Below are 24,258 nucleotides of genomic sequence, written 5' to 3'. Positions count from 1 at the left end.
CCGTCAAAGGCTTGAACCAGCCGATCGAAAGGGCAAGCAATGGGGCACGACGCGTCGGATATCGCCAAGCCGAAAGCCGAAAGCCAGGTGCTCGAGCGCCTGGCCGGGCGGCCCATCGTGCTCGTGGGCATGATGGGCGCGGGCAAAACCACCGTCGGGCGGCGGCTGGCGGCCCGCCTGGGACTGCCCTTCACCGATTCCGACGCCGAAATCGAAACCGCCGCCGGCATGTCGATCGCCGATATCTTCGCCTCCCACGGCGAGGCCGAATTTCGGGCCGGCGAGGCGCGCGTCATCTCCCGGCTCCTGCGCGAGGATCACGGCGTGATCGCCACGGGCGGCGGCGCTTTCGTTAATCCCGAAACGCGGCAGGCCATCAAGACCCATTCCGTTTCGGTCTGGATCAAGGCCGATTTCGACGTGCTGTTCGCCCGTGTCTCCAAGCGCCCGACGCGCCCCCTGCTCCAGACGCCGGACCCGCGCGGCACGCTGCGCGATCTGATGGACAAACGCTACCCTATTTACGCGCTGGCCGACCTGACCATCGCCTCCCACGACGTGCCCCATGATGCGGTCGTCGCCGATATCCTTGCCGCCCTTTGTGACCATCTCGACCCGCCGGAAGCCCCATGAGCCTGCAGCACCCCCCGCTCCACACCGTTCACGTGCCGCTGGGCGAGCGCGCCTATGACATCGTCATCGCCCCCGACGCCATCGATGGCGCCGGGGAGCGGCTGGCCACAATGTTTCCGGGCGCGCGCTATGGCATCGTTACCGACCAAAACGTCGCCGAGGCCCAGCTCCCGCGCCTGTTGGCTTCGCTGGATGCGGCGGACCTTTCCCATGCCGAAATCGTGCTGCCGGCGGGGGAGGCCACCAAATCCTGGACGCACCTCCAGACGGCGGTCGACGCCATCCTCGCCGCCCGGCTCGAACGCAACGACATCCTCATAGCGCTTGGCGGCGGGGTGATCGGCGACCTCGCCGGATTCGCCGCAGCCATCGCCCGGCGCGGCATGGATTTCGTCCAGATCCCCACCTCGCTCCTGGCCCAGGTGGATTCCTCGGTCGGCGGCAAGACGGGCATCAATTCTGTCCACGGCAAGAACCTCGTCGGCGCCTTCCACCAGCCGCGCCTCGTGCTGGCCGACCAGCAGGCGCTCGATACGCTTCCCCCCCGCCAGTTCGCCGCCGGCTATGCCGAAGTGGTCAAATACGGGCTGATCGACGACGAGGATTTCTTCTTCTGGCTCGAAGCCAATTATCCCGAGATCGCGGCGGGCGGTCCGGCCCGCGCCGAGGCCATCGCACGGGCCTGCGCCGCCAAGGCGCGGGTGGTGGTCGAGGACGAAAAGGAAACCGGCGTGCGCGCCCTTCTCAACCTCGGCCACACCTTCGGCCACGCGCTGGAAAAGGCAACGGGCTATTCGGATCGCTTGCTGCACGGCGAGGGCGTTGCCATCGGCATGGCGCTTGCGCACCGGTTTTCCGCCCGTCTCGGCCTCGCCCCGTCCCAGGACGCAGGCCGCATCGAAGCGCACTTGAAAGCCGCGGGCCTGCCCACCACATTGGCCGACATCCCCGGAGATTTGCCCCCCACCGACACGCTCATGGACGCCATAGCGCAGGACAAGAAAGTCTCGCGCGGGGCGCTCACCTTCATCCTGACGCGCGGCATCGGCCAGGCATTCATCGAACGCGGTGTCGAGGCGCAAGCCGTTAAGAGTTTTCTTGAGGAGATGCGATAAATGGATGCTTCTCTCTGGCTTTCGCTTCTGGCCATCGTCGCGCTTTTGGCCATGAGCTTTTTCTTTTCCGGCTCGGAAACGGCGCTGACAGCGGCCTCGCGGGCTCGCATGCATCAGCTCGCCCGCAACGGCAATGCCCGCGCCAACTTGGTCGAAAAGCTCACGGCGGAAAAGGAACGCCTGATCGGCGCCATCCTTTTGGGCAACAACGTCGTCAACATTCTTGCCTCGACCCTTGCGGCGAGCGTCCTGATCCAGATTTTCGGCGAGGCCGGCATCGCCTATGCCACTCTCGTCATGACCGCGGCGGTCGTGATCTTTTCGGAAGTGATGCCCAAGACCATCGCGCTGATCCGTCCCGACAGTTTCGCGCTGGCGGTGGCGCCCCTCATCCGGACCATCGTCATGGTCTTTTCGCCCATCACCTTCGCGGTGCAGACGATCGTCAACACCATTCTGCGCGTCTTCGGGCTCGATGCGAGCAACGCCAATGCCATTTCGGGCCATGAAGAACTGCGCGGCACGGTGGATTTCCTCCATGCCGAGGGCGAAGTGGTCAAGAACGACCGCGACATGCTCGGCGGCATCCTCGACCTGCGCGAGCTCGAGGTTTCCGACGTCATGGTGCACCGCACCCGCATGCTGGCCCTCGACGTCGACATGGCGCCAGTCGACCTGATCGGCGCCATCCTCGACAGCCCCTTCACCCGCGTGCCGCTCTACAAGGATAAGCAGGACAATATCGTGGGCATCGTCCACGCCAAGGACCTGCTGCGCGCGATCCAGAAGGCGGAAGGCGACTATTCGAAGGTCAACCCCGCCAAGATCGCCTTCAAGCCCTGGTTCGTGCCCGACACCACCTCGGTGCAGACCCAGCTCAACGCCTTCCTGAAAGCCAAGCTCCATTTCGCCCTCGTCGTGGACGAATATGGCGAGGTGCAGGGGTTGATCACCCTCGAAGACATTCTCGAAGAAATCGTGGGCGACATCGCCGACGAGCACGACGCGGTGATCGAGGGGGTACGCAAGCAGACCGACGGTTCCTATATCATCGACGGGCAGCTTCCGATCCGCGACCTCAACCGCGCGCTCGACTGGAATCTGCCCGATTCAGAAGCGACGACGGTGGCCGGGCTCGTGATCTACGAGGCCAGACTGATCCCCGATCCGGGCCAGCAGTTCACCTTCCACGACCTGCGCTTCAAAGTGCTGCGCAAGCAGCACAACAGGATCACCCAGCTCAGGGTGTCGCCGCTGGAAACGCCGGTCACTCCGAAGGGGTGACCTTGATGGTCAGCGCGTGCATCCCGGCCTCGAACTGATCGGCTAGGGCCGCGTTGATCGCCCGGTGCTGTTCGACCCGGCTCAACCCGTCCAGCGCCGGGCTGGCGATTTTGATGCGGAAATGGGTATTGCCCCCTTCCCGCCATCCTGCGTGTCCATGGTGACGCTCGGAATCGTCGATCACCTCCAGGAGTTGAGGATCGAATTTGGCCTTAAGGGTTTCTTCGATCTGGTCGCGAACGCTCATGTGTCAATTCCCCATGGGCAACAAAATGATGGTTTTGGTCCGGGCAATCCGAACCAAAGCCGTATATGATTACGGGCCCTTGGTTCACAAGGCCGGCGAACCGGTAAAAAGTTAAGACCTCTCGATGACCATCAATACCAAATCCAAGATTTTCGATTCCGTGCGCATCAAGCCCCGCCGCGGTTCCGCCGAGGAGGAAGTCCAGGCCCAACCCGGCTGCGATTGGGATGGCTGCGACAATCCCGGCCTCCACAAGGCTCCCAAGGGAGCCCGCTCGGAAGGCCAGTTCCACAATTTCTGCCTCGAGCACGTGCGCCACTACAACAAGGCCTATAATTATTTCTCGGGCATGAACGACGAGGAAATCGCCGATCACGCCGTCAAGATGAACGCGCCGGGCAGCCGCGAGACCTGGGCGTTCGGCTCGAACCGCTTCGGCAAATCGAACCCGAACCCCAAGAAATTCAAGGCCCGCGACTATACCGGCCGCCAGTTCCACGACGCCAACCATCTGTTCGCCCGCCTGCGTTCGCGCGCCAAGGCGAGCGGAACCGGGGAGAAGGTCGAGCGCGACATCACGCTCACCGGCCAGGACCGCGCCGCCTTCGAGGTGATGGGCCTTGAAGGCCGCAAGCCCTCGGTCGAGATCAAATCGGCCTATAAGGCGCTGGTCAAGCTCCACCACCCCGATGCCAATGGCGGCGACAAGGGGTCGGAAGACCGGCTGCGCTCGATCATCGCCGCCTACAATCATTTGAAGTCGCGCGGCTTCGTCTAGGCGTTTCCCGGACGCACATATTCGCCCCAGACCTTGCGGCACGGGGCGCTCTGGGTTTATGGCAACGGGACTGCTATAAGCGCACCCGGATTTCGCCACGAGCTGCGATGTATTGCGCCCTCCAAGAGGCTATGATGACCGAGTTTTCCCACCTGCCCGATACCGAGTACTCCGTCCGCGATCTGTTCGGGATCGATAGCGACATGATGGTCAAGGGCTATAAGGACCGCACCGACCACGTGCCCGAGATCGATCCGGACTATCTGTTCGATCGCAACACCACCCTTGCCATTCTCGCCGGCTTTGCCTTCAACCGCCGCGTCATGGTCCAGGGCTATCACGGCACGGGCAAGTCCACCCATATCGAGCAGGTCGCCGCGCGCCTCAACTGGCCGCTGGTCCGTGTCAACCTCGACAGCCACGTCTCGCGTATCGATCTGGTGGGCAAGGACGCCATTGTCCTCAAGGAAGGCAAGCAGGTCACCGAATTCCGCGACGGCATTCTGCCCTGGGCGGTGCAGAACAATATTGCGCTGGTGTTCGACGAATACGACGCCGGGCGCCCGGACGTTATGTTCGTCATCCAGCGCGTGCTGGAAGTCTCGGGCCGCCTGACGCTGCTCGACCAGAACCGCGTCATCCGTCCGCACCCCGCCTTCCGGCTGTTTGCGACCACCAACACCATCGGTCTGGGCGACACTTCGGGCCTCTATCACGGTACCCAGCAGATCAACCAGGGCCAGATGGACCGCTGGTCGATTGTGGTGACGCTCAACTATCTGCCGCACGAAAAGGAAGTCGGCATCGTTCTGGCCAAGGCCAAGAGCTACAACCAGACCGAAGAGGGCCGCAAGACCGTCTCCAACATGGTGCGCGTCGCCGACCTCACCCGCTCGGCCTTCATCAATGGCGATCTTTCGACAGTGATGAGCCCGCGCGCCGTGATCACCTGGGCGGAAAACGCCGAAATCTTCGGCGATCTCGGCTTTGCGTTCCGGCTGACCTTCCTCAACAAATGCGACGAGCTCGAACGCCCGGTGGTTGCCGAATTCTACCAGCGCGTGTTCGGCGTCGACCTGCCCGAATCCGCCGCCAACCTCGCGATTTCGGCCTGATCCTCAAAGAGCCATGGCGCAGAACATCTACGACGATCCGGCCTTTTTCGAAGGCTACAGCCAGTTCCCGCGCTCGCGCGAGGGATTGGCCGCGGCCAATGAATGGCCAGCTCTGCGCGCCATGCTCCCCAACCTTGCCGATAGGCGCGTGCTCGATCTGGGCTGCGGTTTCGGCGCGTTCTGCCGCTTTGCGGCCGGAGAGGGCGCGCAAAGCGTGCTCGGCATCGACCTTTCCGAAAAGATGCTCGAGAACGCCCGCGAGCGCACCGACAATGCCGCCGTCACCTACCGGCGCGGCGATCTCGATCATCTCGATCTCGGCGGGGAGACGTTCGACGTCGTCTTTTCTTCCCTCGCCTTCCATTACGTGGCCGATTTCGGCGCGCTGGCGAAAATCATTCGCGCCGCGCTGACCGACGGCGGGGCGCTGGTCTTTTCGGTGGAACACCCGCTCTATGCGGTGCGCACCGAGCCCGAGTTTTCGACCGACGCGGGCGGCAAGCGTGTGTTCCTGGTCGACGACTATCTGGGCGAGGGCAAGCGCGTCACTTCCTGGGTGGTCGATGGCGTCGAAAAACACCATCGCACCATCGCCACATACATCAACGCGCTGCTTGAGGCCGGATTTTCGCTGTCCGCCATCGAGGAATGGGGGCCTGGCCCCGAGCTGCTGGCGCAGAACCCCGATTATATCGATCACCGCATCCGCCCGATGTTCCTTTTGATGGGAGCGCGGGCCACCAGTCCGTAAAGTCCGTCCATGGCCCAGCCCCCGCGCTCCAAAGCCAATAAGCCCGACCCCACCCAGGCCTTCAAGGCGGCGGTGGGCGCGGCCGTGCGCACCATTGCCGGCCGGCATGAGCTCGAAGTGAGCTTTACCGCCGACCGCCCGATCCTCACATCGGACAAGGCGCGCCTCGCCGCTCTTCCCCGCCTGCCCACCACCCGCGACATCGCCGTGGCCCGTGGCCAGGGCGACGCCATGGCCATGCGCATGGCCAGCCACGACGCCGACACCCATCGCAAGATGGCGCCCAAGGACCCCGACGCCCGCGCCGCTTTCGACGCGCTCGAACAGGCGCGCGTGGAATCGCTGGGCTGCGCCCGCATGGCGGGCATGGGCAACAACATCGCCGAGATGATCGAGGATCGGCTGTTCCGCGCCAATTACGCCAATGTCACGGAAATCGCCGACGCCCCGCTCGCCGAGGCGTTGGGGCTGTTGATGCGCGAAAAGGTGGCCGGCATCCCCGTGCCTCCCTCCGGCACGCCCATCGTCGACCTCTGGCGCGAGCAGATCGAAGGCAAGATCGGCACCTCGCTCGACCAATTGGCCGAGCACCTCGAAAACCAGACCGAATTCTCCCGCCGCTCGCGCGCCATCCTGCGCGACCTCGATCTGATCGCCGAAGCCGATCTCGACCAGCTCGACCCCGACGATTCGGAATCCTCGGGCGATGACGCCCAGAACAACCAGGCCATGAACGGCGAAGAGGAGCAGAACGAGGGCGACGCCGACAACGCCGATATGGACGGCACCGAGGAAGCCCCCGGCGAGCACGAGGAAGCCGGCGACGTCGAGGGCATGGAAGCCGACAGTGCCGACACCGACGAGGACGCCCAGGCCGAGGCCGGCGAGGATTCCCCCGCCCCGCCTCCCCAGGGCCAGGGCGATCAGCGCCTGTCCAACCAGCCGACCTACAAGATCTTCACCGACAAGTTCGACGAGATCGTCTCGGCCGCCGACCTCTGCCCGCCCGAGGAACTCGACCAGTTGCGCGGCCTGCTCGACAAGCAGCTCGAACATCTGGCCGGCGCCGTGGCGCGGCTGGCCAACAAGCTCCAGCGGCGCCTGATGGCGCAGCAGAATCGCGGTTGGGATTTCGACCTCGAAGAGGGCGTGCTCGACACCGCGCGGCTGACCCGGGTGGTCACCGATCCGCTGCAGGCCCTCTCCTTCAAGGCCGAGCGCGACACCGAATTCCGCGATACTGTCGTTACCCTCCTCATCGACAATTCGGGCTCCATGCGCGGCCGCCCCATCACCATTGCGGCGATCTGCGGTGATATCCTCGCCCGCACGCTGGAGCGCTGCGGCGTCAAGACCGAAATCCTGGGCTTCACCACCCGCGCCTGGAAGGGCGGCAAATCGCGCGAAGCCTGGCTCGACGCCGGACGCCCGCCCAATCCCGGCCGCGTCAACGACATCCGCCACATCATCTACAAGGGCGCCGACGAGCCCTGGCGCCACGCCAAGCGCAATCTCGGCCTGATGATGCGCGAGGGATTGCTCAAGGAAAACATCGACGGCGAGGCCCTGCAATGGGCCCATAAGCGCATCGTCAACCGCCCGGAAAACCGCCGCATCCTGATGGTGATTTCCGACGGCGCGCCGGTCGACGATTCCACCCAGAGCGTCAATCCGGGCAATTATCTCGAAGCCCATCTGCGCGCCGTGATCGAGGAGATCGAAACCCGCTCTCCGGTCCAGCTCGTCGCCATCGGCATCGGCCATGACGTGACGCGCTACTACCGGCGCGCGGTCACCATTTTGGACGCCGACGAATTGGCCGGCGCCATGACCGACAACCTCGCGGCGCTGTTCGACGAAGAACTTCCCGGCGAGGCGAGGAGGCGGCGCTGATATTTCTCCCAGATTCCGCCAGGGGCTACCCTTCTCCCCTGGTGGGAGAAGGTGGGCCGGCGAAGCCGGGTCGGATGAGGGGGGCGCTGAGCTGCCTCATACTCACAAGCCTGCTGTTTTCCCCCACTCCAGCCCCCGCCGAATCCATCACCGTCTCCACCCGCCCCATCACCGGTTTCCAGCGCGCCGCGATCGGAGAACCCGTCGACGGCCTCATCTTCCAGGGCGGCCTCGAACTCTCCAGCCCCCACCCCGATTTCGGCGGCCTGTCGAGCCTCGCCTTCCTCGACGCCACCCGCTTCGTGATGGTTACCGATGAAGGCCGTTTCGTCTCCGGAGCCCTCACCCTCACCGACGGCGCCCCGAGCGCGCTGACCGACGTGGAAATGGACGTGCTCCGCAATTCCTCCGGCGCGCCCCTGCCCCGCAAATTCGCCCAGGATTCCGAAGCCGTCGACATCGTCTTCCGCGATGGTGAGCCCGCCGTGGCGCGCGTCGGCTACGAGCATCTGACCCGCATCGCCGATTTCGACATCACCGATGGCCGTCCGGGCGGCGCGGCGCGGGAAGTCGCCATTCCCGATTGGTTGACGGCCCTGCGCATCAATGAATCCATCGAATCGGTCTGCATTGCCCCGCCGGCCTCCCCCGTCGCCGGTTCGACCCTGATCATCACCGAAGCCCATTCGCGCCTTGCCGGCACCTGGGCCGCAACCCTGCTCGGCAATCGCGATCGCGGCGATCTCCATCTGGCCCAGGGACATGGCGTCAATCCCACCGACTGCGCCTTCCTCCCCGATGGCGATCTGCTGGTGCTCGAACGCGGGTTCGCCTTCCTCACCTTCACGGCCCAGATCCGCCGCATCCCCGCCGATCAGGTCCGCCCGGATGCCACGATGGATGGCGAGGTGATCTTTCATGCGTCGGGGGGCGAAATCGACAATTTCGAGGCCCTGGGCGTGCGGCGCTTGCCCGATGGGCAAACCCGTATCACCATGGTTTCCGACGATAATTTCAATTCTTTCCAGCGCACCCTGCTGCTCGATTTTTCCATACGGGAGTGATTTCCATGAACATCGACCTGCTCCGCAATCTTTGCGAAACCCCCGGCGTCCCCGGCCGCGAACACCGCGTCCGCGCGCTGATCGAACGCGAGATCGAAGGGCTCTTCGATGAGGTGAGAACCGATTCCATGGGCTCGCTCATCGCCGTTCGCCGCTCGCGCACCAATGCCGAAAAGCCGCTGAAAATCATGCTGCTCTGCCACATGGACGAGATCGGGTTCCTGGTCACCCATGTGTCCGAAAAGGGCTGGATTCACATCGACAACGTCGGCGGCTTCGATCCGCGTACCCTGTTCGCCCGCCGCGTCCGGGTCGTCACCCGCGATGGCGATTACCCCGGCGTCATGAACGCCGGCGGAAGGCCGCTGCACATCTCCTCGCCCGAGGACCGCAAGAAGGTCCCGGCGGTCAAGGAGTTCTTCGTCGATATCGGCATGGGCGCGGAAACCCGCTCCAAGGTCAATGTGGGCGATTTCATCGTCATGGACGAACCGCTCGTCGAAATGGGAGACAAGATCGTCTCCAAGGCGCTCGACAACCGCATCGCCTGCTGGCTGGGCATCGAAGCGATCCGCGCGCTCGAAGCGAGCGGCGTCGATCATGAATGCGAAATCCACGTCGCCTTCACCGCCCAGGAGGAAGTGGGCCTGCGCGGCGCACGCACAGCGTCCTTTGCCGTCGCCCCCGATATCGGGCTGGGCATCGACACCACGCTCGCCTGCGACACCCCCGGCGTTCCGGAAAACGAGATGGTCACCGCCCAGGGCAAGGGGTTCGGCCTTCAGATCAAGGACGGGTCCTTCATCGCCGATATCGAACTGGTGGAAGAAATCGAAGCCCTGGCGGTCAAGGAGAAAATTCCCTTCCAGCGCTCCATCCTCGCCGCCGGTGGCCAGGACGCCGCCGCCGCGCAACAGGCCGCCGCAGGCGCGCGCGCCGTGGGGATCGTCGTGGGCACCCGCTATATCCACACAGTGGCCGAAATGATCGAAAAGACCGATCTGCAGGCGGCCCTCGATATCCTCGTCGCGTACCTCAAGGGCAAGTAATAAAAAGGGCCGCGCTAGAGCATTTCATCGTTTAAAGGAAACATTGAAATGCTCTAGGTCCTTGTTTTGTCGCGCTTCCGAACCGCAAAAGTGGATTCCACTTTTGCTGGAAGTACTCCGGAGGGGCGGCACTTTTCTCTAAGCCAGCGTCGCTTTCAGATAGCGGTCGGGAATGGCCTTGAGTAGCGCGCGATAGGGCGCCAGCAGCACGAAGGCCATCATCACCTTGATGGTGAAATCTCCCAGCGCCAGCGACACCCAGAGCGGGACCTCGATCGGGAGCAGCGAAAAGAGCGGCACGGGAAAGGCCAGCGAAGAATCGGGCACGCCCAGCGCCGAATCGATAAAGGCAAAGCTCGCCGAAAAGGCGATGCCGAAGAACAGAAGCGTATCGATCACCGACCCGGCCAGCGAGGCAAAGAGCGGGGCCTTCCACCAATGGGCGGCGCGCAGGCGCGAAAAGATCGTCGTATCGAGGAGCTGCGCGAAAAGGAACGCGGCCCCTGAGGCCATCGCGATACGCGGCGTCGAAAGGATGAAGCTGATCACCACCGCAATGGCAAAGCCCACCAGCACCACCTTGCGGGCGGCGGCAGGGCCGAACTGGCGATTGGTGAGATCGTTGACCAGAAACGCCACCGGATAGGTGAACGCGCCCCAGGTGAGGATTTCGGCGAGATCGAGCGCCCCGATATGCCCCTGCACCGGAAACTGGACGAGAAAATTGGACGCGGTGACCACCACCGCCATGGCCAGGATGGCCCAGATGAAACGCACGCTCATGGCGTCGCTTTCCTTTCCTGTGCGGCAAGATGACCGCCGGTTGATGCCCCGGAGACGCCTGAGTCTCCCTTTTTCGAGCGGATGCCGACCGGCAGATGACCGGAGCATCCTTGAAAATACCGAACGCCGCGCCGGGTGTTTCCCAACGCGGCGTTCAAAAAGCCGTTGCGGCGTTCGCCTTAGTTGGCGAGAGCGGCGCGGATTTCCTTCTTGATGCCGCGGGCGCGATCGGAAAGCTCGTCGTCCTTGGCCTTGATGAGGAAAGCGTCGAGACCGCCACGGTGCTCGACGGTGCGCAGCGCAGCCGCCGAAACGCGCAGCTTGACCTGACGGTCGAGCGCTTCGGAGATCAGCGTCACATCGCAGAGGTTGGGCAGAAAGCGGCGGCGGGTCCGGTTGAGCGCGTGGCTCACATTGTTGCCGGTCATCACGCCTTTGCCGGTGAGTTCACAGCGCCGTGCCATTTTGTATTCCTGTCAATCGAATGCCGGGACCGAGGGTCAAGCCCCCAGTCGACCAGTCTGGGTCTGGATGGAAGAAACTTTCGAGCGGATATAGAGAAATGGCGGGTATCCGTCAAGCACAAGCGCGAGATTTGCCGACTCATTGTGCCCAACGCGCGCTGGACAGGCCGAATCGCAGCAGGCAACCTATACGCACCCCTGATTCGTGACGCGGCGGGTCGGACAGATGCGGCAATATCAGGAAACGAGTCTCGCGTGAAACGCTTTTCCCTTTCGTCTCTTTTCGCCAGCGCGGCCCTGGTGCTGGGGCTTACCGGTCCCACCGCTGCCCAGCAGGACGGATCGATCGCGACCTATGTCATCTCGATCGGCGGCATCAACGTCGCCAATGTCAACATTCGCCTCGCGACCGAAGGCGCCGCCTACCAGCTCGACCTCTCCGCCGATGTCGCCGGCCTTGCGCAGGTGGTCGCCCAGGGCTCGGGCGCTGTCAATTCGGGCGGAACCGTTACGGATACAGGGCTGCAGGCGAACCGCTTCTATCTCGAAACCCGCACCGCCAACGAGCGCTTCGCGCTCCAGACGGCCTATGCGAACGGCAATGCCGGCGAAGGCACCGTCACCCCGCCGCTCGTCCACAATCCCGAACGCGTGCAGGTGTCGTCCTCGCACCGCTCCGGCGTCAACGATCCGCTGGCCGCCTTTATCCTGCGCGGGCAGACGCTGGACGGCTCGCTCTGCAACCGCACGCTGCGCATCTATACCGGCATCGAGCGTTTCGACATGCCCATGAGCTATGTCGAAACCACCACCGCCACCTCGACCCGCACGGCCTATCAGGGCCCCGTGGTCCTCTGCGCCATGCGCTACGTCCCGGTCTCGGGCCATTTCGAAAGTTCGGAAGTCACCCAGTATCTGGCCAATTCCGATCGGATGCTCATCTGGTACATGCCGCTTTCCAATTCGGGCTTCTTCATCCCCTATCGCGTGTTGATGGGCTCGAGCTTCGGCGATATCTCCATGGTGCTGGTGGGGTTGAACTAGAGTGCGGTCAGGAAAAGTTGCAGACTTTTCCGGTTCGATCGCACGACAAACTAAAAACTAAACTGCCTTCGTCCGCCGGGAGAACCCGCGAAAACTCCGGATTCCCAATGGGGCGAGCGTAATCGCCAGATAGAGCGCGCCCGCCAGCCACAGCGTCGCCTCCAGTCCCACGCCCACGATCAGCGCGCCGCCCACGATGCCCCCGAACGGCATCAGCGCCCAGGCCGAGGCGGTGACCAGCGAGGATACGCGGCCCACAAGATTTTCCGGGATGCGCTCGAGGATCACCGCCGAAAGGATCGGGTTGAGGAACCCCGAGGAAAACCCGCCTACAGCCAGCACGATGAGGATCGCCCAAAGCGGCGCGCCCAGCGCAAAGGCGGCAAAGCGCGGCAGGCCCACCAGAACGAACGCGCCGATATAGACCGCAAGGCGCGGCAGGCGTTCGGCAAAGGCGGTGGCCACCACCGATCCCAATATGGAAAAGCCCGAAAAGACGGCGAACACCAGCCCCAGCACCGCCGCCCCCTGCCCGCTTTCCACCACCCAGACCGGCACCAGCACGGCGCCATAAGCCTGGTCGATGAAATTGGTTAGCGCCACCATCGCCGCGATGCCAACCAGAACCGCATCCGCGCGAAGGAAATCGAACCCCTCCCGCAATTGCTGGCCATAACCGTGCTGCGCCTGGGCTGTGACGCGCTCGGACGGACGCGTGCCGGCCAAAAGCACCACTGCCGCACACCCGAGGCACACGGCGTTGAACGCCAGTGCCTGCGCCGGCCCGATCGCCGCGACCAGCGCCCCGGCCGCTCCCGCGCCGATCGTCGAGGCCAGCCGCTCGATGGTGCCCATCACGCCCGTAACCCGTTCGAGCGGCAGCCTGCCCTCCCGCGCCACACCAGGGATCATCGCCTGCTTGGCGGCGTCGGCCGGCCCCCGCAGCACACCCAGCACCGCCACCAGCGGGATCAGCGTGGGCACCGCCAGCAGGCCGAAATGATCGAGCACGGGCACGGCAGCAACGACCAGCACCGAAGCGAAATCTCCGATGATCGAAATCCTGCGTGCTCCCAGTCGGTCGAGCAGCGGCCCGCCCAGCGCCTTTGCGACAACGTAGGGCGCCATTTCGGCGAAGGCGACGATCCCGGTGAGCACCGCGTCCCCGGTCATGGTCAACACGAGCCAGGGGATGGCGATCATCGAAAGCCTTGTGCCCGAGAGGGAGAAGACTTCCGCCGTCACCAGCGAGAAAAAGCTTCGCCGGCCGCTCATTTGTCCCCACCTCCCTCCGGAACATAGGGAAAGCCGTGGATATGGACGGTGAAGGGCCGCCACCCCTCGGGCAGCGGCTCGCCCGGCGCTGGCGCCTCCTCCTTAGCCCGCCACAGCACCGCCTGCAGCTCGTCCACCAGTGCTTTCGCCGCCTGCGCGGACAGGGGAATGGTGAAATCGCTCATGGTCTGCGCTTTGCGCCATTCGAGCGGCAGTTCGGTGAATGTATCGTGCGCCCGCTGCATGGCGGCGGCGTGATGGCTCACCACCGCCTGTATCATGGCCATCGACGCGTCCTGCGCCTCACCCTCGGCTTCAGCGGGTTCGACAAGCGTCGATTCGTGGCGCGCCTTCCACCATTTGTCGCGCTTGTTGCCCCGCCCCTCATCGATCTCGATGAAACCATGCTGGGCCAGTTGGCGCAGGTGATAGCTCGTCGCCCCCGAATTGAGCCCCAGCCGTCCGGCAAGCCCGGTGGCCGTCTGCGGCCCTTCGAGCCGCAATATGCCCAGCATCTTGAGCCTGTCGCGATGCGTCAGCGCCTTGAGCGCCGCCGGGCCGGGAACGATTTTGGAAATTTCACGCATGAGGAGACCTGCCGCGAACGGAACCGACGCCTCACTCTACAACCGCAAATAAATTTTTGCAAAACTTTCTTTGCAATCAGGACTCGTGCGGCGTCACCGCCACGCCGGCCTGCGGGTCGGAGACGACCGGAGGCGGCAGCGGGGTATGGCGCTGGCGCTCGCGCAGCAGCGTCAAAAGCCCCGAAGCGACGATGAGCACGATCCCCATCACCATGGGCAGATCGACGAGTTCGCCGAAAAACACATAGCCGATGACCAGCGCCCAAAGCATCTGGCTGTATTGGGTGGGCGCCACATAGGCGGCGGGCGCGTGCCCGGCCGCCATCATCATCAGGACATTGGCCAGCGCGGCCAGCAGCCCATAACCGGCCAGAAACACCCATTGCTCGGCCGTCGGCATGACGAACACCGGGATCATCGCAACCCCACAGATCACCAGCCATCCCAAGACGCCGGCGCCATAAAGTGACAGAGTTTTTTCCTTGGGCCCCATGGCGCGGAAGATGATGATCGAGATCGCCCCGCTCAGCCCCCCGAAGATCGCGCCCAGATGGCCGATGGAAAGCTCGCGAAAACCCGGACGCAGGATGATCAGCACGCCGATGAACCCCACGATCACCGCACCCCAGCGCCTGATGCCCACCTGTTCCTTGAGAAAGAGCACCGACATGATGGTGACGAAGGACGGCAACAGGAAAATCAGCGAAAACGCTTCCGCCATCGGCAAATAGCTGAACGCGGTGACGCTCCCCACCGCGCCCACGCCCGAGGAGACGAACCGCACCAGCCAGAGCGGCCGGTTGGTGGTGCGCACGATATCGCTCCACTGATCCCCCCGCTTGCGCAGGAAAGGCAGCGCCGCCAGCCCGAACACCGCCCCGAAAAACGCGGTTTCGAACGGGTTGATCGCCCCGTGAAGAAATTTGATGAACGCATCGCTCCAGGCAAAGACCGCAAAGGCGGCGAACGCCAGCATCAGGCCATAGCCGACCCGGCTGCGGGGCATGGAATTGAGAACGGCCGTCGTCATGGAGCACTCCGAACGAAAACGAAAAACGGGCGACCGAAAATCCGGACGCCCGAAGCCGATGGGGGTTACAGCGTCCGGGCGCGCCTGTCTCGCCCGCCTAAGCGCATAGCCGGTCTGCATGACATGCAGGCGTCAGGCCGATCCAAGGCTGGAAATGCCCGCCCTCCCCGGCGGAACGCGGACGAAAACCATAAGCTTGACTCGCTCTGCAACCGGTTGCATAAATTCGGTGTGCTAACAATCGCACACATGCTTAGTGGAGGAAATTTTGCGCAAAACCATGATTCTGGCGGCCATTGCGGCTGCCGGCCTGTCCTCGACCGCATTCGGTCAGGACAGCTTCACCATCGGCCTGTCCAACGGTTTCGTAGGCAGCGAGTGGCGGACCCAGATGATCGAGGAAGCCCAGGCTGCTGCCGAGGCTTGGGGTGAAAACGGCGTCGAGGTCGAAGTCATCGTCCAGAGCGGCAATGTGGATGTCCAGGGCCAGATCGGCCACATCCGCAACTTCATCAACCAGGGTGTCGATGCCATCATCATCAACCCCCAGAGCCCGACCGCCTTCGATCCGGTCTTCGCCCAGGCCGCCGCTGCCGGCATCCTCGTGATCGCCACCGACGCGGAAGTGTCGTCCCCCGACGCCATCTATGTGGGCATCGACCAGAAACAGTATGGCGTGCAGGCCGCCGAATGGCTGGTTGAAACGCTGGGCGGCGAAGGCAATGTGGTGACCATCGACGGCATCGCCGGCAACCCGGCCAATGAAGCCCGCGTCGCCGGCTACTCCGAAGTGTTCGAACAGAACCCGGGCATCAACGTCCTCAACCAGGCCAACGCCAATTGGGATCAGGCCCAAGGCCAGCAGGTCATGCAGAACCTGCTCGCCACCTATCCCGATATCGACGGCGTTCTCGTGCAGGACGGCATGGCCGACGGCGCATGGCGCGCCATCGAAGCGGCCGGTCGCACCGACGATATCGCCGCCACCGGGGAAATCCGCCGCGACTTCCTCGAGCGTTGGGAAGAGCAGGGGCTGAATTCCGCAGCGTCGGTCAACCCTCCGGGCGTCATGGCTTCGGCGCTCAACGTTGCAGTGCTTGCCCTGCAGGGCAATGAGCTGCGCGAGGACGTTTTCACCGGCCAGTACGGCAACGCGATCTACATCCCGATCCCGTTCGTCGACAACAACAACCTCGCCGACAACGTCGCCGCCTCGGAAGGCCAGCCCGGTTACTGGTCGGTCACCGAAGTCGTGACCCCGGAAGAAGCCCAGGAATTCTTCCAGTAACCATAGAACGTCCGGGCCGCCCCGCTTGGGCTGGCCCGGACTTTCCAATAAGAATACTCGAGATCGGCGCTTTTGGCAGCCGACGAGGAGGACAGATGCCGGTTGCGCTTCAAGCCAGGAACGTGGTCAAGCATTTCGGCGCCGTCAAGGCGCTGGTCGATGGCCAACTTTCGGTCCGGGAGGGCGAAATCCACGCGCTCATGGGCGCCAATGGCTGCGGCAAGAGCACGCTGAGCAAGATCATCGCCGGCGCCGTATCGCGGACCTCGGGCGAAATCGTCTTCGAAGGCGAACCCGCCGATTTCGCCAGCCCGCGCGACGCCGAGCACAAGGGCATCGCGCTCTTTTACCAGGAGCTGAGCCTCATCCCGCAACTGAGCGTCGCCGACAACATCTTCCTCGGCCACGAACCGCAAAACAACGGCTTTGTCGACCGCAAGGCGCTCAGGGACAAATCCGCCGCGCTCATCAAACTGTTTGAGGGCGTCGCCGGCACGGGCCTCGATCCCGACGCCATCGTTGCAGACCTGCCCCCCGATCAGCGCCAGATCGTCGAAATCCTCAAGGTCTTCGCCAAGAACCCGCGCCTGATGATCATGGACGAGGCGACCGCCGCCCTTGATGGCCGCCAGTCCGAGCGGTTCTTTGAAATCCTGCGCGAAAAAAAGACGCAAGGGGTTTCCACAATCATGATCTCGCACCGGCTCGATGAAGTTTTCGCCGTGTGCGACCGGATCACCGTCATGCGCAACGGCGCGACGATCACCGCCGCCGATATCGCCGACACCACCCGCGAGGAGGTCGTCCACAACATGGTCGGCGACGTCGCCGCCCCCGTCCGCGGCAACCGCACCGAGAACGCTTCCGCACAGGTCACGCTCGAAGCGCGCAACCTCACCAATTTCCGGGTCTCCGGCGTGTCCTTGAAGGCCCATCGCGGCGAAATCCTCGGTCTCGCCGGCCTCCAGGGCCAGGGTCAGTCGGCGCTGTTGCAGGGCCTGTTCGGCGCACGCCCCTTCACCTCCGGCGAATTGGCGTTCGAAGGCAACCAGCTTTCCATCAAGCGCCCCGGCCAGGCCGTGCGCCACGGCTTTGCCTATGTCTCGGGCGACCGCGCCCGCGACGCGGCGCTGGGCGGCCGTTCGATCTTTGAAAACCTCGTCAGCGCGCTTACGGTCCGCGAGCGGCTGAAAATCGTCGATCCGGGCAAGCTCAAGCCCCGCGTCGAAGAGGTTTCCAAGGGTCTCAAGACCAAATTCTCCCACATCGACGACCCAATCGGGACGCTCTCGGGCGGCAACCAGCAGAAAATCTTCATCTCCCGCTGGCTGGCAACTAAACCCAAACTGCTCCTGCTCGACGACCCCACCAAGGGCATCGATCTGGGCGCCAAATCGGACCTTTTCACCCTGATGCGCCAATTGGCCGACGAGGGCGCGACCATCCTCTTCTATTCGTCCGAGGATTCGGAAATCCTCGATTACGCCGACCGCGTCATTGTCTTCAACGGTGGCGAAATTTCCGCCGAACTGGTGGGGGACGCCATCAATCCGGTCAATCTGGCCCGCGCCGCTTTCGGGGAAGCAGCATGAACGCGTTTGCATTCGTCAGGAGCCGACCGTGGCTCATCACGGTCATCGTCCTGGCCATTCTGGTCGCCATCAATATCTCGCTGCAGCCTTCCTTCACCAATCCGGGCGTGCTGCGCTCCAACCTTGCGACCTTCCTGCCCCTCATCCTCGTCGCCATCGGCCAGACCTATGTGATCCTGGCCGGCGATATCGACCTCTCGGTCGGCTCCATAGTGGCGTTGGCCAATGTGGTGACCGTCTCGGTCATCGCCGCGATGGGCGGCACCGATCTCGCCATCTGGCTCGGCATGGCCAGCGGGGTGGCCGTGGGCCTTGTCTGCGGTCTGGTCAACGGCCTGCTCATTTCGGGCCTCAGGTTCCAGCCCATCGTCACGACCTTCGCCACCGGCATCCTCTTTGCCGCCTTCGCGCTCTGGGTCCTGCCCCAGGCCGGCCTGCCCGTGCCGCAAAACTATTGGCGCACCTATGGCGAGAGCTTTTTCGGCGTCCCGCTGGTCGCCTGGGTGCTGATCGCCGGAGCAATCTTCACCCTCGTCGTTTCGCGCACGGTATTCCACAGCCACCTTCTGGCCGCCGGCGGCAATCGCACCGGCGCGTTCCAGAGCGGGCTGCGCATCGGACGCATCCGCATCACGTCCTTCATGATCGCGGGCCTTTTCGCCGCCTTCGCAGCCCTCTGCCTCACCGGCGAGACCGCCTCGGGCGATCCGCTCCTGGGCCAGACCCTAGCCCTCTCCTCGATCTCGGCGGTGGTGCTGGGCGGCACGGCGCTGGCGGGAGGCTTCGGCGGCGCGTTCGGCTCGATCATCGGCGCACTGGTCCTGGGCATGATCGGCAATGTGATCTTTTTTGCCGGCCTGCCCTTCGAATATCAGACGCTCGTCCAGGGCATCATCGTTCTGCTCGCCCTTGCCGGCGGCGTATTCGTAACGAGGCGGTAACATGGCCAATCCCACTTCCCGCATCACTTCGATCCTCACCGATCCGCTGACCCTCGCCATCGGCGCCTCGGTCGCGCTCCTGCTGATCGGCGAGCTGGTCTCCCCCGGTTTCGCGCAAGGCCAGCAGATCGTGCGGCTCCTCACCGTCGCCGCGATCCTGGGCATCGTCGCCGCCGGTCAGAACCTCGTCATTCTCGGCGGCCGCGAAGGCATCGATCTTTCCGTCGGCGCCATGATTTCGCTCGGCGCGGTCCTCGCCGGCAACATGATGAACGGCCAGAACGAGATGATCCCGCTGGCCATTCTGGTTGCCGCCGGCGTCCCGTTCCTCATCGGTCTGGTCAACGGCCTCGGCGTCACCTTCGTGCGCATCCCACCGCTGGTGATGACGCTGGGCATGACCGCCGTCATCCAGGGCGGATTGGTGGTCTATTCCCAGGGCGTACCCTCGGGGCAGGCCGCGCCCATGCTCTCGGCCTTCATCAACCGCCCGTTCCTCTTCGGCATCCCCGGCATCCTTTTCGTCTGGGTGCTGATCGCCATTGCCATGTGGTTCCTGCTGCGCCGCACAGCCTTCGGCTACGCGGTCTATGCCATGGGGTCCAATGAGCGCGCCGCCACCCTCAACGGCATCCCGGTGCGCTTCGTGCGGGTGATGATCTTCGGGCTCTCGGGCCTTTTCGCCGGCCTTGCCGGGCTTTGTGTCATCGGCTACACCGGCTCGTCCTTCATTTCCGTCGGCGATCAATACGTGCTGCCCACCGTGATTGCCGTGGTGATCGGGGGCACCTCGCTCGCCGGCGGCATCGGCGGTTATTGGGGCACCATGGCGGGTGCTGTGGCGCTGACCATTCTGCAAAGCGTCCTCATCACCCTCAACATGGATGTCTGGATGCGCCAGGTGATCTTCGGTCTGACGCTGCTCGCGCTCATGCTGCTCTACGGGCGCCAGAAACAACTTCGCGTTTAGGGCGATGCAGGCAAAGAAAACCATTTACGAGATTGCCAGCATCGCTGGCGTGTCCGCCGCGACGGTGTCGCGCGCGCTGCATAACCCCTCAATGGTCAAGAAGGAAACGCTCGAGCGAGTGCTGACAGTGGTCAGGGAAACCAATTTCGTTTCCAACGCCCAGGCCCGCTCGTTCCGCCAGCAAACGACGCGAACCGTGGTTCTTCTGGTGCGCGACATCTCCAACCCCTTCTATCTGGAGATCTTCAAGGGCGTCGAGGAAGCCGCTTCCGATGCCGGCTACAAGGTGCTGATGGCCGACGCCCGCAACGATGAAGCGCGGGTCAAATCCTATATCGACCTCGTGCGCCAGCGGCAGGCCGATGGCGTGATCGTCATGCTGGGCAGCCTGCCCTTCGACGTCACCGCCCATATCGACCGCTCCACCCCCATTGTCGTCGCCTCCGAAGCCCTGCCCGATGTCGATCTCCCCACCGTGCGGATCGACAACACGGCGGCGGCCCGCGAGGCCGTGCACTATCTCATCGCCCAGGGCCATCGCGCCATCGCCCATATCGGGGGCGCCCCAGCCGATTATCTGGGCCAGGAGCGCCGCAAGGGCTATGAGTTGGCCCTGGCCGACGCGGGGATCGCCATCGATCTCGATCTGATCGTTCCGGGCGATTTTTCAATCACCGCCGGCCGCGAGGGGGCCAATCGCCTTCTCGATCGCGACGGAAAATTCACGGCCATTTTCGCTTCAAGCGACCAGATGGCCATCGGCGCCATCGGCGCGTTGCGCCAACGCGGTCTCTCGGTTCCCGCCGACGTTTCGGTGATCGGATTCGACGACATCATCCTCGCCGAAGCCTTCGAGCCGCCGCTGACCACAGTGCGCCAGCCCCGGCTGGAGATGGGCCGCAAGGCGATGCAACTGATGATCGGACGGCTCGAACACCTGGATCTGCCGTCCGTCCATGAATTCAAAACGCGCCTCGTCGTGCGCGCTTCGGTCACCGCCCCCGCTGGGGCGACCATCGCGCAGCGTCTGGGCGCCTGAAAGGAGGCGAAACGCCATGAAAACCCTCAAAGGTCCGGGCATATTCCTCGCCCAATTCGCCGGTGACGCCCCGCCCTTCGACACCCTCGACAACATCACAAGCTGGGCCGCGAGCCTGGGCTACAAGGGCGTGCAGGTGCCCACCCTGGGCAATTTCATCGATCTGGAAAAAGCCGCGTCCTCGAAAGATTATTGCGACGAAATCAAGGGCATCGCCGGCGCCAACGGCGTCGAGATCACCGAGCTTTCGACCCATCTCCAGGGCCAGCTCGTCGCCGTCCACCCCGCCTACGATACCCTCTTCGACGGTTTTGCGGTTCCCGAGGTGCGCGGCAACCCCAGGGCACGGCAGGAATGGGCGGTCAACCAGTTGATGCTCGCCGCCAAAGCCTCACGCAATCTGGGCCTCACCGAACACGCGACCTTTTCGGGCGCGCTCGCCTGGCCCTATGTCTATCCCTGGCCCCAGCGCCCAGCCGGGCTGATCGAGGAAGCCTTCGACGAACTGGCCCGCCGCTGGACCCCGATCCTCGATCAATTCGAGGAGGCCGGCGTCGATCTCTGCTACGAAATCCATCCGGGCGAAGACCTCCATGACGGGGTTTCCTACGAGATGTTCCTGGAGCGCGTCGGCAACCACCCCCGCGCCAACCTGCTCTACGATCCGAGCCACTTCGTGCTCCAGCAGCTCGACTATCTCGATTACATCGACATCTATCACGAGCGGATCAGGATGTTCCACGTCAAGGACGCCGAGTTCAACCCGACAGGCCGCCAGGGCGTCTATGGCGGCTATCAGGGCTGGGTCGAGCGCGCCGGGCGCTTCCGCTCGCTGGGCGACGGCCAGGTCGATTTCGCCGCCATCTTTTCCAAGCTCGCCGCCTATGATTTTTCCGGCTGGGCCGTGCTCGAATGGGAATGTGCGCTCAAGCACCCCGAGGACGGCGCGCGCGAGGGCGCCGAATTCATCGCCAGCCACATCATCCGCGTCACCGAAAAGGCCTTCGACGATTTCGCCGGAGCAGAGACCGACACGGCGGCCAATCGCAAGATGCTGGGACTGGATTGAGCTTGGGGGTGAGGTAAGGTCTCGCCCCCGCGGCAAACTCAGCCTGTCATTCCGGGATTTATTCCCGGAATCCAGCAGCGGCCTCGCCTCTTCCACCTGCGTGGAACAAACAGATAGGGAGAACGACAATGGCTGAAAACGGAAAACGCCCCATTCGCTTAGGCATGGTCGGCGGCGGCACGGGAGCCTTCATCGGCTATGTCCACCGCATCGCCTCGCGCCTCGACGGAGACTACCAACTCGTCGCCGGTGCGCTGTCGTCCCGCCCCGAAACGGCCCGCGAGTCAGGTAAAAACCTCGGCCTCGCCCAAGACCGCATCTACACCGATTTCGCCGAGATGGCCCGCGCCGAAGCAGCCCGCGAGGACGGCATCGAAGCCGTCTCCATCGTCACCCCCAACCACATGCACTTCGCCCCCGCCAAAGCGTTCCTGGAAGCGGGCATCCATGTGATCTGCGACAAGCCCCTCACCTCCTCGATCGATGACGCTTACGCCCTGCAAAAGATTGAGCCCAAGAACGGCGCCAGATTCCTCCTCACCCACAATTACACCGGCTATCCCCTGATCCGGCAGGCGCGCGAGCTCGTTCAATCGGGCGCTTTGGGCAAGATCCGCGTCGTCCAGGCCGAATATCCGCAGGATTGGCTGGCCGAACCGGTGGAAAAATCCGGCAATGCGCCGGGCGCCGAGTGGCGCACCGATCCTGCCCGCTCGGGCGCCGGCGGCGCCATCGGCGATATCGGCACCCACGCCTATAACCTCCTGCGCTACGTGACCGGCCTTAGGACCTCTGCCGTCTCCGCCGATCTCGACCATTTCGTCGAGGGCCGCCAGCTCGACGACAACGTCAACATCATGCTCCGTTTCGAGGGTGGCGCCAAAGGCATGCTGTGGGCCAGCCAGGTGGCCGTCGGCTGCGAAAACGGCCTCCAGCTCCGCGTCTATGGCGAAAAGGCCGGGCTCGAATGGCGCCAGGACAACCCCAACTATATGTGGTTCACCGAATTCGGAAAACCGAAACAACTCCTGACGCGCGGCGGCGCCATCAACGGCACGCCGGCCGGCGCCATGGGCGTCCGCGTGCCCTCGGGGCATCCGGAAGGATATCTGGAAGCCTTCGCCACCCTCTACACGCAATTTGCCGCCATCATCCGCGGCGAGGGGCAGGATTTCGAAGGTCTGCTGCCCACGCTCGACGATGGCGTCGAGGGCATGGAATTCATCATGGCGGCGGTCGAATCGAGCAGGAACGATAGCCGCTGGACCAGGCTGGGCCGCTGACGACCATTCGATACCGGCCCGGCCACGAGGAGAGGAGATCTGAAGTGAACAACCGGGGTCTGTTGCTGAGTACGACCATCGCCGCTTTGATTTTGGCCAATGGCGCAAATTCGGTCGCGGCGCAGGATGCCTCTGCCGAGGGCGAGGCGGCGCTGCCCATCGCCGTGCAGATGTACACGCTGCGCGATTCCGGTTCGGTCGGCGACCAGCTTACTATAGTGGAAAACGCCGGCGTCACCGCCGTCGAACTGGTCGGCACCCAGGACATGAGCGCCAACGATCTGGGTGAACTGCTCGACAGCCACGGCATCGAGGCGATTTCAGCCCATGTGCAGCTCGACGCGCTGCGCGCCAATATCGAGGACGTGATCGCCTTCAATAAAGCCGTTGGCAACGAGGTCGTGACCGTTCCCTATCTCGCTCCGGGCGCCCGCCCGACCGATGCTGAAGGCTGGACCGCTCTGGGCGAAGAACTCGAAGAGTTCGCTGGCCAGCTCGAAGCCGAAGACATCACCCTCGCCTATCACAACCATGATTTCGAAATGGAAGAGTTCGACGGCCAGACCGCCCTCGAAGTGATGTTGGACGCCGCCCCCAGCGTGCTCGCCCAGCTCGATATCGCCTGGATCGACCGCGCCGGCCTCGATCCGGCCCAATATATCGAAAATTTCGACGGCCGCCTGTTCGCCATCCACGCCAAGGACAACGCACCCGAAGGCGAAACCGATGAAGGTGGCTGGGCCGCCGTGGGGTCCGGTACCATCGATTGGTCCGAAGTCCTCCCCGCCGCCCACGCCGCCGGCGCCCAATGGTACATCATCGAGCACGACGAACCCGCCGACGCAGCAGAAGTGGTCGAGGCCAGCGCCCGCTTCCTCGAAGAGGAACTGCCGGACGTCATCGAGCCGTAACATCGATGGTCAGCGCCCCTCGCGGTGCGGGCCGCCTTAGAGCTTATTGAGTG

The 24,258-nt window shown here is 63.9% G+C and carries 24 protein-coding genes; 18 read left to right on the top strand and 6 right to left on the bottom strand.

Annotation, left to right across the window (positions count from 1 at the left end; genetic code table 11):
* Positions 1–39: 39 nt before the first annotated feature.
* The 3 genes from V4T21_RS00930 to V4T21_RS00920 are packed head-to-tail and all read left to right on the top strand — an operon-like array spanning position 40 to position 3,032.
* Entirely contained in the window at positions 40–633 is a 594-nt protein-coding gene (locus V4T21_RS00930; RefSeq protein ID WP_332711772.1) for a shikimate kinase, read from the top strand.
* A complete protein-coding gene (aroB, locus tag V4T21_RS00925; protein WP_332711769.1) occupies positions 630–1,748 on the top strand; it encodes a 3-dehydroquinate synthase in 1,119 nt (372 codons plus the stop codon). Before V4T21_RS00930 ends, aroB begins: the two co-directional genes overlap by 4 nt.
* Entirely contained in the window at positions 1,749–3,032 is a 1,284-nt protein-coding gene (locus V4T21_RS00920; protein WP_332711767.1) for an HlyC/CorC family transporter, read from the top strand.
* On the opposite strand, the gene V4T21_RS00915 is transcribed toward V4T21_RS00920, so the two are convergent.
* Positions 3,016–3,279 (bottom strand): BolA family protein, encoded by a 264-nt coding sequence (locus V4T21_RS00915; RefSeq protein WP_332711764.1) that lies wholly within the window; start codon positions 3,277–3,279, stop codon positions 3,016–3,018. The two genes, V4T21_RS00920 and V4T21_RS00915, sit on opposite strands and share 17 nt — an antisense overlap.
* A gap of 124 nt (positions 3,280–3,403) precedes the next feature.
* Here V4T21_RS00915 and V4T21_RS00910 point away from each other — a divergent pair, with 124 nt between their 5' ends.
* From V4T21_RS00910 to V4T21_RS00885, 6 genes are all read left to right on the top strand, one after another.
* Complete coding sequence (locus V4T21_RS00910; RefSeq protein ID WP_332711761.1) at positions 3,404–4,057, top strand: J domain-containing protein; 654 nt, start codon at positions 3,404–3,406, stop codon at positions 4,055–4,057.
* 134 nt (positions 4,058–4,191) lie between these two features.
* Positions 4,192–5,172 (top strand): cobaltochelatase subunit CobS, encoded by a 981-nt coding sequence (gene cobS, locus V4T21_RS00905; protein ID WP_332711757.1) that lies wholly within the window; start codon positions 4,192–4,194, stop codon positions 5,170–5,172.
* Positions 5,173–5,185: 13 nt separating this feature from the next.
* A complete protein-coding gene (locus V4T21_RS00900; RefSeq protein WP_332711754.1) occupies positions 5,186–5,923 on the top strand; it encodes a class I SAM-dependent methyltransferase in 738 nt (245 codons plus the stop codon).
* Between the two features lie 9 nt (positions 5,924–5,932).
* Positions 5,933–7,816, top strand: coding sequence for a cobaltochelatase subunit CobT (gene cobT, locus V4T21_RS00895; protein ID WP_332711751.1), 1,884 nt, complete (start codon positions 5,933–5,935; stop codon positions 7,814–7,816).
* 74 nt (positions 7,817–7,890) lie between these two features.
* The gene (locus V4T21_RS00890; protein ID WP_332711748.1) at positions 7,891–8,880 is read left to right on the top strand and encodes an esterase-like activity of phytase family protein; all 990 of its coding nucleotides are present in this window, start codon (positions 7,891–7,893) and stop codon (positions 8,878–8,880) included.
* Between the two features lie 5 nt (positions 8,881–8,885).
* Positions 8,886–9,929: a M42 family metallopeptidase gene (locus V4T21_RS00885; RefSeq protein WP_332711745.1), complete on the top strand. Its 1,044-nt coding sequence runs from the start codon at positions 8,886–8,888 to the stop codon at positions 9,927–9,929.
* A gap of 138 nt (positions 9,930–10,067) precedes the next feature.
* Here V4T21_RS00885 and V4T21_RS00880 read toward each other — a convergent pair whose 3' ends face one another.
* Positions 10,068–10,712, bottom strand: a complete 645-nt coding sequence (locus V4T21_RS00880) for a VUT family protein (RefSeq protein WP_332711742.1) — start codon at positions 10,710–10,712, stop codon at positions 10,068–10,070.
* 179 nt (positions 10,713–10,891) lie between these two features.
* Entirely contained in the window at positions 10,892–11,176 is a 285-nt protein-coding gene (gene rpmB, locus V4T21_RS00875) for a 50S ribosomal protein L28 (RefSeq protein ID WP_332711739.1), read from the bottom strand.
* Positions 11,177–11,431: 255 nt separating this feature from the next.
* On the opposite strand from rpmB, the gene V4T21_RS00870 reads away from it, so the two are divergent.
* Positions 11,432–12,220, top strand: coding sequence for a DUF3108 domain-containing protein (locus V4T21_RS00870; RefSeq protein WP_332711736.1), 789 nt, complete (start codon positions 11,432–11,434; stop codon positions 12,218–12,220).
* A 57-nt stretch (positions 12,221–12,277) separates the two neighbouring features.
* On the opposite strand, the gene V4T21_RS00865 is transcribed toward V4T21_RS00870, so the two are convergent.
* The 3 genes from V4T21_RS00865 to V4T21_RS00855 all read right to left on the bottom strand — a co-directional run bounded on the left by V4T21_RS00865 (position 12,278) and on the right by V4T21_RS00855 (position 15,112).
* On the bottom strand, positions 12,278–13,495 hold the full coding sequence (locus V4T21_RS00865) for an MFS transporter (RefSeq protein ID WP_332711733.1): 1,218 nt from the start codon (positions 13,493–13,495) through the stop codon (positions 12,278–12,280).
* A complete protein-coding gene (locus tag V4T21_RS00860) occupies positions 13,492–14,082 on the bottom strand; it encodes a helix-turn-helix domain-containing protein (protein WP_332711731.1) in 591 nt (196 codons plus the stop codon). Before V4T21_RS00860 ends, V4T21_RS00865 begins: the two co-directional genes overlap by 4 nt.
* A 76-nt stretch (positions 14,083–14,158) precedes the next feature.
* The gene (locus V4T21_RS00855; RefSeq protein WP_332711728.1) at positions 14,159–15,112 is read right to left on the bottom strand and encodes a DMT family transporter; all 954 of its coding nucleotides are present in this window, start codon (positions 15,110–15,112) and stop codon (positions 14,159–14,161) included.
* A 280-nt stretch (positions 15,113–15,392) separates the two neighbouring features.
* Here V4T21_RS00855 and V4T21_RS00850 point away from each other — a divergent pair, with 280 nt between their 5' ends.
* The 8 genes from V4T21_RS00850 (at position 15,393) to V4T21_RS00815 (ending at position 24,205) form a co-directional block, all read left to right on the top strand.
* Positions 15,393–16,400 (top strand): substrate-binding domain-containing protein, encoded by a 1,008-nt coding sequence (locus tag V4T21_RS00850; RefSeq protein WP_332712683.1) that lies wholly within the window; start codon positions 15,393–15,395, stop codon positions 16,398–16,400.
* Between the two features lie 95 nt (positions 16,401–16,495).
* Complete coding sequence (locus V4T21_RS00845) at positions 16,496–17,992, top strand: sugar ABC transporter ATP-binding protein (RefSeq protein WP_332711726.1); 1,497 nt, start codon at positions 16,496–16,498, stop codon at positions 17,990–17,992.
* Positions 17,989–18,933, top strand: coding sequence for an ABC transporter permease (locus V4T21_RS00840; protein ID WP_332711723.1), 945 nt, complete (start codon positions 17,989–17,991; stop codon positions 18,931–18,933). Before V4T21_RS00845 ends, V4T21_RS00840 begins: the two co-directional genes overlap by 4 nt.
* Before the next feature lies 1 nt (position 18,934).
* A complete protein-coding gene (locus V4T21_RS00835; RefSeq protein ID WP_332711721.1) occupies positions 18,935–19,903 on the top strand; it encodes an ABC transporter permease in 969 nt (322 codons plus the stop codon).
* 4 nt (positions 19,904–19,907) lie between these two features.
* Positions 19,908–20,942: a LacI family DNA-binding transcriptional regulator gene (locus V4T21_RS00830; RefSeq protein ID WP_332711718.1), complete on the top strand. Its 1,035-nt coding sequence runs from the start codon at positions 19,908–19,910 to the stop codon at positions 20,940–20,942.
* Between the two features lie 16 nt (positions 20,943–20,958).
* Positions 20,959–22,011: a sugar phosphate isomerase/epimerase family protein gene (locus V4T21_RS00825; RefSeq protein WP_332711715.1), complete on the top strand. Its 1,053-nt coding sequence runs from the start codon at positions 20,959–20,961 to the stop codon at positions 22,009–22,011.
* A 128-nt stretch (positions 22,012–22,139) separates the two neighbouring features.
* Positions 22,140–23,294, top strand: a complete 1,155-nt coding sequence (locus tag V4T21_RS00820; RefSeq protein WP_332711713.1) for a Gfo/Idh/MocA family protein — start codon at positions 22,140–22,142, stop codon at positions 23,292–23,294.
* A 44-nt stretch (positions 23,295–23,338) separates the two neighbouring features.
* On the top strand, positions 23,339–24,205 hold the full coding sequence (locus V4T21_RS00815) for a sugar phosphate isomerase/epimerase family protein (protein ID WP_332711710.1): 867 nt from the start codon (positions 23,339–23,341) through the stop codon (positions 24,203–24,205).
* The last annotated feature ends 53 nt before the right edge of the window (positions 24,206–24,258 follow it).

The sequence above is a fragment of the Pelagibacterium mangrovi genome (genome assembly GCF_036662815.1).
GTDB lineage: Bacteria > Pseudomonadota > Alphaproteobacteria > Rhizobiales > Devosiaceae > Pelagibacterium > Pelagibacterium mangrovi.
This window is presented reverse-complemented; position numbering and strand designations above follow the sequence as displayed.